This window comes from Stenotrophomonas bentonitica (genome assembly GCF_013185915.1).
Taxonomy (GTDB): domain Bacteria; phylum Pseudomonadota; class Gammaproteobacteria; order Xanthomonadales; family Xanthomonadaceae; genus Stenotrophomonas; species Stenotrophomonas bentonitica.
This window is the reverse complement of record NZ_JAAZUH010000001.1, coordinates 276,180-289,810: the sequence shown is the minus strand read 5'-3', so window position 1 is coordinate 289,810 and position 13,631 is coordinate 276,180. Positions and strand designations below refer to the sequence as shown.

Sequence of the window (13,631 nt, the reverse complement as noted above, 5' to 3'; positions counted from 1 at the left end):
GGATCACGGGTGCACTGCACGATCAGTCGACGGGTCGCTCCCGCAGGTCCTGGCCGCCGCCGAGTGCGGCATACAGGTTGACCGCGTCCTGCAGCGCGGCGGCGCGCAGCTGCAGCAGGTTCTGTTCGGCGGCGAAGTGGTTTCGTTCGGCGTCGAGGACTTCCAGGTAAGGCGTGAGGCCCACGTCGTAGCGGTCGTGAGCGGTCACCACCAGCGCCTGCTGCACTTCCACCGCGCGCACCTGCGCGGCGATCTGCAGGTCGTTCTGTTCGGCCGCGACCAGCCCGCTCGCGACTTCGCGGAAGGCGTTCTGCACGGTGGACTGGTAGGCCACTTCGCGCTCGTCGCGGCCTGCGTTGGCCGCATCCACGCGCGCGCGGCGGGCGCCCCAGTCGAGCAGCGGGAGCACTGCACCCGCCCCGAACGACCAGACACGGTTGCTGTCCGAGACCAGGCCGGAGAGTTCGTTGGACGCATACCCGCCCGCCCCGGTCAGGGCGATGATCGGGAAGTACAGCGCCCGGGCCACGCCGATGTTGGCGTTGGCTGCGCGCAGCTGGTGCTCGGCCAGGCGCACGTCCGGGCGCGCTTCCAGCAAGGCCGAAGGCAGCCCCGGGTCGAGCCGGGTCAACTGCGCGTCGGGGTCCAGCGGCAGCCCGGCCGGCAGGGTTTGCGGCAACGGCGTGCCCACCAGGAACTGCAGCAGCTGCAGCGCCTGGCCCTGGGTACGCCGCAGCTGCGCCAGCTGCAGCTCGGTCTGGGTGACCAGCGCGTAGGACTGGTTGAAGTCGATCGACGAGGTCAGCCCGGCGTCCATGCGCAGCTGCGCCAGCTCCAGCGTTTCGTTGCGACTGGTCAGCGAGCGCTCGGCCAGCACGATGCCCTCCTGGCTGGCCCGCACCGCGTAGTAGCTCGCGGCCACGTTCGCCACCAGCGAGAGCTCGGCGGTGTTGCGCGCTTCCACCGTGGCCAGGTACTGGCGCCGTGCGACCTCGCTGAGGTTGGCCACGCGGCCCCAGAAGTCGAGCTCGAACGAGGGAATGCCGACCTGCACGCCGTAACTCTCCAGCGTGACCCGGGGCGCGTTGTCGGCCGGACTCAACGGCCCGCGCTGGCGCTGGCCCGAGGCACTGGCATCCAGCCCGGGCAGGCGCTGGCTGCGCTGGATCCGGAACTGCGCGCGTGCCTGTTCGATGCGTGCGGCGGCGCCTGCCAGGTCGCGGTTGTAGGCCAGCGACTGGCCGATCAGATCACCCAGCACCGGGTCGTGGAAATAGGTCTGCCACGGAATCGACGGCGCGGCGCGACCGTCGGCAGCCGAGGGCGGGAACGTGGCGGGTACCGGTGCATCGGGGCGCTCATAGGTGGGCGCCAGGTTGCACGCGCACAGCTGGCACGCCAGCAGCACCACCCCTGCCCGTCCGAGCATGCGCTTATGCATGGTCGCCCTCGCTCTTCGCCGGGGCGGCGGTCGCCGGATCCACCTGCTTTGCCCGCGCACGGCGGCGCAGCACGTAATAGAACAGCGGGGTAAAGAAGATGCCGAACACCGTGGCGCTGAGCATGCTGCCCAGCACGCCGGTACCCACCGCCTGGCGGCTGGCCGCACCGGCCCCGGTGGCGATCACCAGCGGCACCATGCCGACGATGAAGGTCAGGCTGGTCATCAGGATCGGGCGCAGGCGCTGCTGCGCCGCCTGCAGGATCGCATCACGCACCGGCACCCCGCGCGACTCTTCATCCAGGCCGAACTGCACGATCAGGATCGCGTTCTTCGCGGCCAGGCCGATGATGGTCACCAGGCCTACCGTGAAGTACACATCGGCGGACATGCCGCGGGCGGCAGTGAACACCACCGCGCCGAGGATGCCCAGCGGCACCACCAGCAGCACGATCACCGGGGTTACCCAGCTCTCATACAGTGCTGCCAACAGAAGGAACGCAACGATGAAGGCCAGGCCCAGCAGCATGCCAACCTGGCCGGACGCCTCGCGTTCTTCGCGTGCGGTGCCGGTCCATTCGTGGCGCATGCCGGGTGGCAGCACGTCGTCGGCGATGCGCTCCATCTCCACCAGCGCCGCGCCACTGGACACGCCCGGCGCGCCCTGCCCCGAGACCGTGGCAGAGAGGAAGCCGTTGTAACGCTCCACCTGCTGCTCGCCCACCGTCCAGCGCGTGGTGGCGAACGCGGAGAACGGGACCGACTGCCCGTTGTTGCCGATCACGCGCAGGTCGGAGACATCCTCGGCGCGCATGCGCTGTTCCGCATCGCCCTGGATGAACACCCGAAGCACGTTGCCCTGGCGCACGAAATCATTCACGTAAGCCGAGCCGAACATGATGCCCAGCGCCTGGTTGACCTGGGAAAGCTGCACGCCCAGCGCACGCGCCTGGGTGCGGTCGATGTCCACGAACAGCTGCGGCGCGCGTGGCATGCCTTCCGGACGCACGCCCATCAGCCGGTCGCTGGCCGCTGCACGCGCAGTGATGCCCATCGCCGCCGCGGTCAGTCCTGCACCGCCCACACCGCTGCGGTCCTCGATCATCATGCTGAAGCCGCTCGCATTGCCCAGCGACTGGATCGCCGGCGGATTGAGCGCGAACACCTGCGCCTGCGGAATGCGGGTGAACGCCGCACTCATGCGCGCGGCCAGCGACATCGCGCTGTGGTCGCTGCCACTGCGTTCGGCCCACGGGTGCAGGTCGACGAACGACATGCCCACCGCCTGGCCCTGGCCGAAGAAGCTGAAGCCGATCACGGTGGCCACGTTGCGCACTTCCGGCTGCTGGCGCAGGATCGCCTCGGCCTGTTCCGCCGCAGCGCGGGTGCGCTCCATGGTGGCGCCGGGCGCGGCGTTGTACGCCACGAAAATGTAGCCCTGGTCCTCGGTGGGCAGGAAGCCGCCTGGCAGCCGCGCATACAGCAGCCCGGTGAGCAGGGTCACCACCGCGAACACGCCGATCCACAGCCACGGCCGCACCAGCATGCTGCCGACCCAGCCGGCATAGCGACGGCTGCTGCGGTCCAGCCCGGTGTTGATCGCGCTGAACAGCCGCCGCGCGGGGCCGCCTTTGCCCTCCTGTTCCTTGGCCGGACGCAGCATCGCGCCGCAGATCGCCGGGGCCAGGGTCAACGACAGGATGGTGGACACCACCAGCGAGACGCTGAGCGTGACCGCGAACTGGCGGTAGATACCGCCCGCCGAGCCGGGAAAGAACCCCATCGGAATGAACACCGCCAGCAGCACCAGCGTGGTGGCGATGATCGCACCGGAGAGCTGGCCCATCGCCTTGGCGGTGGCCTCGCGCGGTGGCAGGTCCTCCTCGCGCATGATCCGCTCGACGCTTTCCACGATCACGATGGCGTCGTCGTTGAGGATGCCGATCGCCACCACCATCGCAAACAGCGACAGCAGGTTGATCGAGACCCCGAACGCAAGCAGGCCCAGGCAGGCACCGAGCAGCGACACCGGCACCACGATGGTCGGCAGGAACACCGCACGCCAGCTCTGCAGGAACAGCAGCACCACGATGGACACCAGCACCAGCGACTGCAGCATGGTCAGCGCCACGCCATTGACCGATTCGACGATGAAGGGCGTGGTGTCGAACGGGGTGCTCCACTGCATGCCGTCCGGGAAGCTGGATTCCAGCTCCTGCATGCGCTGGCGCACCGCCGTGGCGGTGGACAGTGCGTTGGCGCCGGTCGCCAGCGACACCGCCAGACCGGCGTTCTCCTGTCCGTTCAAGCGCAGGTTGAAGGCGTAGTTGTCGTTGCCCAGTTCCACCCGCGCCACATCGCCCAGTCGCACCGTGGCCGCGCCGGGCGTGGCGCGGATGATGACCTGGCGGAACTGTTCCGGGGTGCTGAAGCGACCGCGCATCACGATCTGCGCGGTGGTCTCGGTCGAGGGCGTGATCGGTTGCAGGCCCAGGCCGCCACCGGCGGTCTGCGCGTTCTGCTCACGCACCGCCGCCATCACCTCACCGGGTGAAATGCCATAACTGACCAGCTTCTCGCGGTCCAGCCAGATCCGCATCGCGTAGCTGGAGCCGAACAGGGTCACATCGCCCACGCCATGCACGCGGCGCAGCTCGTCGGCGACGTTGCTGTTGGCATAGTCGCCCAGCTCCAGCGCCGAATAGCGGCCCTTGTCCGACTGCAGCGAGACCAGCATCAGGAAGCCGTTGCTGGCCTGGGTCACGCGCACGCCCATCTGCCGCACTTCGTCGGGCAGTCGCGGCTCGACCCGGGCCAGGCGGTCCTGCACCTGCGAACGGGCGATGTTCAGGTCGGTGCCGCTGCGGAACGTCACCCGGATCTGCGCCGTACCATTGGCGCGGCTGGTCGAGGTCATGAACAGGAAGTCGTCCACGCCGCTCAGCTCGTTCTCGATGACCGAGGTCACGGTGCGGTCCAGCGTCTGCGCATCGGCGCCGACGAAAGTGGCCGAAATGCTCAGGCTGGGCGGTGCCACGTCCGGATACTGTTCCACCGGCAAGGTGCTGAGCGCGATGCCACCGAACAGGATCGCAAACAGCGCGATGACCCATGCCAGGACCGGGCGGTAGACGAAATAGCCGCTCATGGAGCCTTGGCCTTCGCCTTGGGAATCGGCTCGGACTGGATGGACACCGGCTGGCCGGGTTGGATCTTGTGCCAGCCGTCCACGATCACCCGGTCGCCCGGGGTCAGGCCGCTCTGCACCACCCAGCGGCCATCGGCCTGCCCGGCGAGCGTCACCGCACGCCGTACCGCCACGTTCTCATCGTTGACCAGCATCACGCTGGCCTCTTCCTCGCCGACCTGGATCGCGCGCTCCGGCAGGCTGGTGCCGTTGCGGATGCTGCCCAGCTGCAGGATGCCGCGCACGAACTGCCCCGGCAGCAGCCGGCCATCCGGATTGGGGAAGCGCGCACGCAGGGTGCGGCTGCCGGTGGAGGGGTCGATCGCGGTTTCGCTGAAGTCCACCACGCCCTGGGTCGGCAGGCGTTCGCCACCGTCGAGCAGGATGGTGACCTTGACCTGTTTGTTGTCGCCCACGTCGATGCGGCCGTCGGCCACGCCGCGCTGCAGTTCGTTCATCGAGATGTTGGAGGGATTGAAGATCACGAACGCCGGGTCGACCTGGTCGATCCGGGTCATCAGCGTGGCGGCGGCCGCACTGACCAGCGCACCTTCACTGACCTGGGCGCGGCCAGTGCGTCCCTGGATCGGCGCGCGTACGGTGGCGTGGTCCAGCTGCAGCTGGGCGCGATCCACCGCGGCCTGTGCTTCCATCAGCGCCGCGTCGGCTTGGCGGAACGACGCCTGCGCCGATTCGTACTCCTGCACGCTCACCGCCTTGCGCTGGACCAGCGTGGACAGGCGTGCGCGTAGCGAGGACGTCTGCGCCTTGGCCGCGCGGGCAGAGGCCAGCGAGGCGCGGGCCTGCTGCACCCGTGCCTGCAGGTCGCGTGGGTCGATCTGGAACAGCGGTGCGTTGGCCTCCACCTCGGTGCCGTCCACGTACAGCTGGCGCTCGACGATGCCATCGGCGCGCGCCCGCACCTCGGCCGAGCGGCTGGCTTCCACCCGCCCCGGCAGCTCCACCATGTTGGGCACGCTCTGTGCCTTCACTACTTCCACCGCGACCAGGGTCGGGGGCCGCTCACCACCCGCCGGCCCACCGCCCCGCCCGCAGGCCGCCACTCCCAGCGCAACCGCCGCCAGTACCGATGCACGCGCCATCCACCCTGGGAATCGCATCCTTCCGGCCTCCGTTAAAGACTAGAACGTCACCACGTCCCGGATCAGCGGACACGTCATGCAGTGACCACCGCCACGCCCGCGCCCCAGTTCCGCCCCCACGATGCTGATCACTTCAATACCCTGCTTGCGCAGGTCGGTGTTGGTCTGGGTGCTGCGGTCGTAGGCCACCACCACGCCCGGTGCCATCGCCACCAGGTTGTTGCCGCTGTCCCACTGCGAACGTTCGGCGGCATAGCGATCACCGCCGGACTCGACGATGCGCAGCTGCTTGAAGCCCAGCGCCTCGGCGACCACGTCGTTGAAATGCTTGGTTTCGAACACGATCTCGAAGCCCGGGTCCTTGTCGCTGGGATACAGCGACACAGTGCGGATCTGGTCGACGATGCCCGGGAACACGGTCACCACGTCGCGGTCGGCGAAGGTGAACACCGTGTCCAGGTGCATGGCCGAGCGCAGCTTGGGCATCACCGCCACGATCACCCGCTTGGCCGCACCGTTCTTGAACAGAGACTGCGCCAGCTGGGTGATGGCGGTGCGCGAAGAGCGCTCGCTCATGCCCACCAGCACGATGCCGTTGCCGGGAATCAGCACGTCGCCGCCTTCCAGCGTGGCGTTGCCGTAGTCCACGGTCGGGTCGCCGAACCAGATCGGGAAGTCGGCCTTGGTGAAGTCGGGATGGAACTTGTAGATCGCCGTAGTGAGGATGGTCTCCTCATGCCGGGCCGGCCAGTACAGCGGATTCAGCGTCACGCCCTGGTAGATCCAGCAGGTGGTGTCGCGGGTGTACAGGGTGTTGGGCAGCGGCGGCAGCAGGTAGCCGACCAGGTCCGGCACCTCGCGCACCTTCTGCAGGGTCGGGCCGGCGAAGTCGTCGGGCAGGTCCAGCACGCTCAGGCCGCCGATCAGGGTTTCGGCCAGTTGCCGCGCGGGCATGCCCTGCAGGTAGGCGCGCACCTCGCCCATGAACTCCACGCCCACTTCATTGGCGTTGATCTGATGATCCAGGATCCAGTTGCGCGCGTCTTCGATCTCCAGCGTCTCGGTGAGCAGGTCGTGCATTTCCACGACGTCCACGCCACGGGCGCGCATCTTGGACATGAAATCGAAGTGGTCACGCTTGGCGTTGTCGACCCAGATCACGTCGTCGAACAGCAGGTCGTCCTTGTTGCGCGGGGTCAGGCGGCTGTGCGCCATGCCCGGGGAACAGACCATCACTTTCCTGAGTACGCCAACTTCCGAATGAACGCCATACACCGGTGCAGTGGACATGTGCGGACCTCTCTCGATCACGAAACGTGGGGAAGACGTGGCCCCGCGTGCCGTCGCGGTCGGCCGTTGGATGTAGTGAGCGTGCGTGAAGAAGTAGCCCTGAAAAGGTAATGCGTGCGTGAACGTCGGTTTGTGGATAGTGCTGAAAAACAGGGCTGAATCTGCAATCTGTTGCCGCCCAAGGCGTTGCATGGCTCTTCACATGCGCGTTACCCGCCGCGTAGTTAATCGCTGCTGCAAGGACCGGTTTCACGCGCACGGACGGCGGCATTCCCTTCAGTGTTCCGCGCATTCATTCGATGGAGACACATAATGAAACTTCCTCATGCAGGCGTTGCCACGGCGATGCTGGCGTCTGCCCTGTTCATGGCAGGCTGCGCTACCCACACCACGCCCAGCACGTTCAACCGCTCTGAAGTAGGCCGTGCCCAGGATGTACAGATGGGCACCATCCAGTCGATCCGTGGCGTGCAGATCCAGAACGACTCGCGCGGCGTGCCCACCCTGGTCGGTGCGGCGATTGGCGGCGTAGCCGGCAGTTCGATCGGCGGCGGAAGCCGTGCCAATGCCGTCGGCGCGATCGCCGGTGCCGCAGCCGGTGGTGCCGCAGGCAATGCGCTTTCGCGCAATGCACGCAACGGCGTTGAGATCACCGTACAGCTCGAGAACGGACGCACCGTGGCCGTGGTCCAGGACGGTAACGCCAGCGACTACCGCGTCGGTGACCGCGTGCGCGTCTCCAGCGACGGCACCACCACCCGCGTCACCCGCTGACCCGTGCACCCACCCGAGGGAATCGCCATGCGCCGCCTGCTGATCGCACTGCTTGCCGTGACCGTGACCGCCCTCGGTGGGTGCGCCACCTCCCCCACCCTGAGTACCCAGGACCGCTTCAACCTGTACGTGCAGCATGCCGGGCCGCCGGTAGCTTCGTTCCGCCTTGCACGCTTCGTGCGCCAGACCCAGTGGACACCGCTCGGTGACCGCGCACTGGCGGTGTGGACCAGCCAGAGCGTGGGCCACCTGCTGGAGCTGCGTGGCCGTTGTACGGGACTGTCGATCGCGCATACGGTGGAGATCACCAACTCCTTCGGCACGGTCAACGCACGTTGGGACAGCGTGATTCCGCGCACCTCCAGCGTGGCCATGCCGCAGTCCTGCCGCATCATCCGGATCCGCCCGCTGGATGGCACCGCGATCCGCGACGCACGACGTGAAATGCGCAACACCATTTACGGCGAGCGTCCGGCCGACCTGGTGGAAGACACCGGTCCTGACATCACCGACCGGCCGGTCGATTGATGGAAAAGCTGCGCAGCCTGATCCGCCGCAATGTATCGCGCAGTCTGTTCGATGCGCGATGGCTGATGGCACCGTTCTACTTCGGGCTGGTGATCGCGCTGCTGTTGCTGCTGTTCGTGTTCCTGCGCCAGTTGGCCAACTACGCACTGCGCATCACCGACCTCGGCGCCGCCGACGCGGTGCTGATGGCGCTGTCGCTGATCGACCTGTCGCTGGTCGCCAACCTGCTGCTGATCGTCACCCTGGCCGGCTACGAGAACTTCGTGACCCGGATCGACTCGGGCGGCGAACGGCGGCCGCAGTGGATGGGCATGGTCGACTTCGCGGCGATGAAGAACAAGCTGATGGGGTCGATCATCGCCATCTCGGCCATCGCCCTGCTGCGCATCTTCATGAAACTGGAAGAAGGCAGCCGGATCGACCCGGAAACGCTGCGCTGGATGTCGGCCATCCACGGCATGCTGCTGCTCTCAGCCCTGGTGCTGGCGGTCACCGAGCGCTTGGCCCGCCACCGCATGCGGCCACCGCAGGATCCGCCGCCGAACGTGCCGCCGCCGTCCTGACTCAGCCGCCGCTGGGGTTGCGCCGCCGCTCGATCTCCTGGCGGCGCAGCGGGTCCAGCAGGTCCTGCAGGCGGCGCGTGTCGCCGTCGCTCCAGTCGCCCTTGCCCAGCACCGCCTGCCAGCCGGCCACGTAGTGCGCCGGCGCGAACACGTGGCCATACCCCATCGGAGTGCGGTCGGCCAGCAGCATGTCCAGTGCCAGCTGCAGCATGCTCACCAGCGGGTACCAGCGCACCTCCCTGGAGACGTCCGGCGCACGCGGCTCGGCCATCCAGTCCGGTTGCCGCCACGCATCGTACGGCGTGAAGAAGGTGATCGGGTCGCTGGCGTACTGCAGGTACACCACGCGCATCCGGCCCCACGGTGCGTCGGCAGGCACCGGCGTGCCCTGCTGGTTCATGAAGCGCACCGAACGGCTGTCACGGAACACGGGCAACCACTCGGGCGAACCCGGGTTGCGCTGGTTGGTGGTCTGCCGCCAGATCCGCGTGGCGAATGGCGGCCCGCTCCACAACGCGCCGTCGATCGGCGTATCAATCATGTCGAACAGGTTGACCGAGCGCTCCGAATTCATCGCGCCCAGGCTCAGCCCATGCACGAACAGACGCGGCCGCGATTCCACGGGCAACGTGCGCCAGTAGGCGTAGACCTCGGCGAACAGCAGGCGCGAGGTCTCCTCGCCATACTCCGGTTCGACCAGCAGCGAGAGCGGGCTGGACAGATACGAGTACTGCACCGCGACGCTGGCCACGTCGCCGTGCAGCAGGTACTCCAGGCTGTCGGCCGCTGCCGGGTCGACCCAACCGGTGCCGGTGGGGGTGATCACCACCAGGTTGGCGCGCTCGAAGCCGCCCTGGCGCTGCAGTTCGCGCAAGGCGAGCCGCGCACGCGCACGCGCGGTGCTGGCAGAGGGCAGGCCCGCATAGACACGGATCGGCTGCAGTGCCGGCTTGCCAGTAAAAGCCGCGATCTGGGCCGCTTCGGGCCCGTTGCGCACGAAGTCGCGGCCGGTACGGCCCATCTGTTCCCACGCCACCAGCGAACCGGGCCCGCCGGTGCTGCCTGGGCGCGTCGGCGCCGTCGCTTCGGGAGGAATCAGGGCATCGGCCCTGCGGAACGACGCATCTGCGGCATGCAGCGCACCGCGCAGCAGCACGCCGTTGGCGATGTTGAAGAACAGCACGGCGGCCACCACGATGCCCAGCAGCCGCGCCACCGGTGCCGGCATCACCCGCCGCGACAGCGCGCCTACCCGTCGCGCCACCCATGCGAAGGCGCGGCCCACCAGCAGCAGCACACCGAATACCAGCAGCGCGATCGCCAGCAGGCGCAGCGAGAAGCCCTCATCCATCGGCGGCAGGCCCATCACCGCGCGCACCGAATCCTGCCAGGGACGTACCCACCAGGCGGTCAGCACGCAGGCCAGCAGGCTCACCCACGGCAGCCAGCGCAGCAGCTGCTGCAGCCGGCCTTTGCCAAGCTCAGGCAGCATCAACCGGTGCCACAACCCTGCCAGCGCCACGCCCAGCAGATAGCCCAGGGCGAAGCACACGCCGCTCAGCAGGCCCTGCGCCACGTACCCGCGCGGTACCAGGCTGGGGGTCAGCGACGCGATGAAGAACAGTGCCCCTAGCACCTGCCCGGTGCGGCACAGCGGCCCCCGATACGGTGCGGTCAGTCGGTCGAATACGCGACGCATCACAGTCTCAGCCATCCGCTGCCCATCCCGACCAATGCCATCACGGCCATCGTACACAGCGCTACGAGCACCAGCAGCTCCAGTGGCCGGAACGCAATGCCGCGCTGCCGCTGCCACACCCAGAACAGGATCGAGCCCGGTACGTACAGCAGGCTGGACAGCAACAGGTAACGGCTGCCCCCGGACAGCAGCATGGCCGCCGCATACGCCGTGGCGATGGCGGCGATCCAGCGCATCCGTGCATGCCCGCCCTCGCCGGCCAGCGACAGCTTGAACTGGTAGGCCGCCACCAGCAGGTACGGCACCAGCGTCATCGCGCTGGTCATCTTCAGCGCCAGGGTGAAGGCATAGTCGGCGAACCAGCTGACCAGCAGGAACGCCTGGATCACGCCATTGGTCAGCCACAACGCCGCATCCGGCACCCCGGCCTTGTTCTCGCGCGCCAGCGCCCGCGGCATCGCGTCATTCAACGCGGCCGAATGTAGTACCTCGGCGGCCAGCAGCGACCACGACAGGTAGTTGCCCAGCACCGACACCAGCAGGCCGATACTGATGAACAGCGCGCCCCAGCGCCCGGCGATCGCCTCCATCACCCCTGCCATCGACGGCGTGGCCAGTGCGGCCAGGTCCGGGCGCAGCAGCACGCCATAGGACAGGATGGTGACCATCACCAGCAGGCACAGCACGCCGAGGAAGCCGGCTACGGTGGCGATGCCCACGTCCTCGCGGCGACGCGCATAGCGCGAGTACACGCTGGCGCCCTCGATGCCCACGAACACGAACACCGTCAGCAGCAGCGTGCCCCGGGTCTGCTGCCACAGGGTGGACGCGGCCGGCGGCTCGAAGCCCCACAGGTTCAGCGCGAACACGTCGGCGCGGAAGCCGACGAACAGGAACACCACGAACACCGCCAGCGGTACCAGCTTGGCCACCGTGGCGATGGTGTTGATCAGCGCCGCTTCCTTGATCCCGCGCAGGATGAGGAAGTGGAAGCCCCACAGCAGCACCGACGCCGACAGGATCGCGACCACCGTGGTGCCATCGCCGAACGCCGGGAAGTACTGGCCCAGCGTGGCCTTGATCAGGATCAGGCAGGCCACGTCGGCCAGGCAGCAGCCCAGCCAGTAGCCGACCGCCGATAGCAGGCCGGCGTAGTCGCCGAAGCCGGCCTTGGCATAGGCGTAGATGCCGGCGTCCAGTTCGGGCTTCAGCCGCGACAGCGACTGGAACACGAACGCCAGCATCAGCATGCCGGTACCGGCGATCAGCCAGGCCAGCAGCGCGCCGTACACGCCGGTGGTGCTGCCGAACGCGCCCGGCAGCGCGAAGATGCCCGAGCCGATCATCGAGCCGACCACCAGCGCGGTCAGCTCCAGCAGCGAGAGTTTGCGGTCGCCTGCAGCGGGCGCCATGGCCGGTCAGATCTGGATGTAGCCGGTCGCGATCCAGTAGACGCCAACCACGGCGGCAACCACGGCCACGCCCAGGATGATGAAGTCCGACGCCTTGGTGAAGATCTTCCCGCCCTGCTCGCGCCGCGCCCAGAAGTACAGCAGGCTGCCCGGCGCGTACAGCACCGCCGAGAGCACGATGAACTTGATCCCGCCCGCATACAGCAGGAACACCGTGTAGACCGTGGCCAGGATGGCCAGCACCATGTCGCGGCCGCGCTCGTTGGGCCGCTCGTTGTAGGTCTCCCCGCGTTTGGTCAGCTGCAGCCCGTAGGCCGCGACCAGCAGGAACGGGATCAACGACATCGCGCTGGTCAGGTTTAGCATCAGCGAGAACGCGTCGCGCGACCAGTAGGTGCTGATCACGATCAGCTGGATGATGATGTTCGTCGCCCACAGCGCAGCCGACGGCACGCCATTGGCATTCTCACGCGCAAAGATCGCCGGCATGTCCTTGGTCCGCGCCGCGGCCGACAGCACCTCGGCACAGATCAGCGACCAGGTCAGGTACGCACCCAGCACCGACACGAGCAGGCCGACGCTGACGAAGATCGCACCCCAGCGCCCCACCACCGCCTCCAGCACCGCCGCCATCGACGGCTGGCGCATGCCGGCGATGTCGGCGCGCTCCATCACCGCGAACGGCAACAGGGTCACCAGCACCATCAGCGTGGTCACCACCAGGAAGCCGGTGATCGTGGCCGCACCCACGTCCTTTCGATCCTTGGCGTAACGCGAGTACACACTGGCGCCTTCGATGCCCAGGAACACGAACACCGTGACCAGCATGGTCGCGCGGACCTGCTCGAAGATGCTGCCGGAGAGGTCGCCGCCGTAGAAGTTGAAGCGGAACACGTCCATCTTCATCGCGAAGGCAATGATCACCAGGAACACGACGATCGGAATGACCTTGGCGATGGTGACGATCTTGTTGATCGCCGCGGCCTGCTGCACGCCGCGCAGGATCATGAAGTGGAACAGCCAGATCCCGGCCGAGGCGACCAGGATCGCCACCACCGTGTTGCCGTCGCCGAAGACCGGGAAGAACGCGCCCAGCGTCGACTTGATCAGCACCCAGTACGACACATTGCCGATGCAGCTGCCGATCCAGTACCCGAATGCGGACAGGAAGCCCGGATAGTCGCCGAAGCCCTCCTTCGCATACGCGAACACACCCGCGTCCAGGTCCGGTTTGCGCTCGGCCAGCAGCTGGAACACCCGCGCCAGGGTGTACATGCCCAGGCCAGCGATGGTCCACGCCACCACCGCGCCCAACGGCCCGGTGGCGCCGGCGAACGTGCGCGGCAGCGAGAAGATCCCCGCCCCGATCATGCCGCCCACCACCATGGCGGTCAGCTGCATCCGGGTCATCTTCACGACATTCGAGGACATGGCCGGCACCCGCTTCGGAATGGAGGGTTCAGGATGGAGAGGATTTCGTAAATGAGGCGTGAGACGCGTGTTGTTATCCGAATGCCGACATGTTTTCGCACGCACCACCTGCGACACCCGGTCGCACTGTCTGCACGGCACCACTTGACGAATGTCAGGGCGCGGCACGGGAGGCAGGCAGAAGCTGTTCACGAACCCGAACC

Annotated in this window: 10 protein-coding genes; 3 read left to right on the top strand and 7 right to left on the bottom strand. The window is 67.6% G+C overall.

Annotated features, from left to right (window positions below; all coding sequences use genetic code 11):
- Window positions 1-22: 22 nt before the first annotated feature.
- The 4 genes from HGB51_RS01265 to HGB51_RS01250 are packed head-to-tail and all read right to left on the bottom strand — an operon-like array spanning window position 23 to window position 7,021.
- A complete protein-coding gene (locus HGB51_RS01265; protein ID WP_070206125.1) occupies window positions 23-1,441 on the bottom strand; it encodes an efflux transporter outer membrane subunit in 1,419 nt (472 codons plus the stop codon).
- On the bottom strand, window positions 1,434-4,589 hold the full coding sequence (locus HGB51_RS01260) for a multidrug efflux RND transporter permease subunit (RefSeq protein ID WP_070206124.1): 3,156 nt from the start codon (window positions 4,587-4,589) through the stop codon (window positions 1,434-1,436). Before HGB51_RS01260 ends, HGB51_RS01265 begins: the two co-directional genes overlap by 8 nt.
- Window positions 4,586-5,749 carry an efflux RND transporter periplasmic adaptor subunit gene (locus tag HGB51_RS01255; protein ID WP_070206123.1) on the bottom strand — a complete coding sequence of 388 codons (1,164 nt, stop codon included), beginning with the start codon at window positions 5,747-5,749 and terminating at the stop codon, window positions 4,586-4,588. The genes HGB51_RS01260 and HGB51_RS01255 overlap by 4 nt, the downstream gene beginning before the upstream one ends.
- Window positions 5,750-5,770: 21 nt before the next feature.
- Window positions 5,771-7,021, bottom strand: a complete 1,251-nt coding sequence (locus HGB51_RS01250; RefSeq protein ID WP_070206122.1) for an arginine deiminase — start codon at window positions 7,019-7,021, stop codon at window positions 5,771-5,773.
- A gap of 312 nt (window positions 7,022-7,333) precedes the next feature.
- Between HGB51_RS01250 and HGB51_RS01245 the strand changes: the two genes are divergently transcribed.
- The 3 genes from HGB51_RS01245 to HGB51_RS01235 are packed head-to-tail and all read left to right on the top strand — an operon-like array spanning window position 7,334 to window position 8,886.
- A complete protein-coding gene (locus HGB51_RS01245) occupies window positions 7,334-7,795 on the top strand; it encodes an outer membrane lipoprotein (RefSeq protein ID WP_070206121.1) in 462 nt (153 codons plus the stop codon).
- Window positions 7,796-7,822: 27 nt separating this feature from the next.
- Complete coding sequence (locus HGB51_RS01240) at window positions 7,823-8,323, top strand: DUF6491 family protein (RefSeq protein ID WP_070206120.1); 501 nt, start codon at window positions 7,823-7,825, stop codon at window positions 8,321-8,323.
- Entirely contained in the window at window positions 8,323-8,886 is a 564-nt protein-coding gene (locus HGB51_RS01235) for a TIGR00645 family protein (RefSeq protein ID WP_070206119.1), read from the top strand. Before HGB51_RS01240 ends, HGB51_RS01235 begins: the two co-directional genes overlap by 1 nt.
- Before the next feature lies 1 nt (window position 8,887).
- Here HGB51_RS01235 and HGB51_RS01230 read toward each other — a convergent pair whose 3' ends face one another.
- The 3 genes from HGB51_RS01230 to HGB51_RS01220 are packed head-to-tail and all read right to left on the bottom strand — an operon-like array spanning window position 8,888 to window position 13,428.
- Entirely contained in the window at window positions 8,888-10,585 is a 1,698-nt protein-coding gene (locus HGB51_RS01230; protein WP_070206118.1) for an alpha/beta hydrolase, read from the bottom strand.
- Complete coding sequence (locus HGB51_RS01225; protein ID WP_070206117.1) at window positions 10,585-11,997, bottom strand: basic amino acid/polyamine antiporter; 1,413 nt, start codon at window positions 11,995-11,997, stop codon at window positions 10,585-10,587. Before HGB51_RS01225 ends, HGB51_RS01230 begins: the two co-directional genes overlap by 1 nt.
- A 6-nt stretch (window positions 11,998-12,003) precedes the next feature.
- A complete protein-coding gene (locus HGB51_RS01220) occupies window positions 12,004-13,428 on the bottom strand; it encodes a basic amino acid/polyamine antiporter (RefSeq protein ID WP_070206116.1) in 1,425 nt (474 codons plus the stop codon).
- Between the last annotated feature and the right edge of the window lie 203 nt (window positions 13,429-13,631).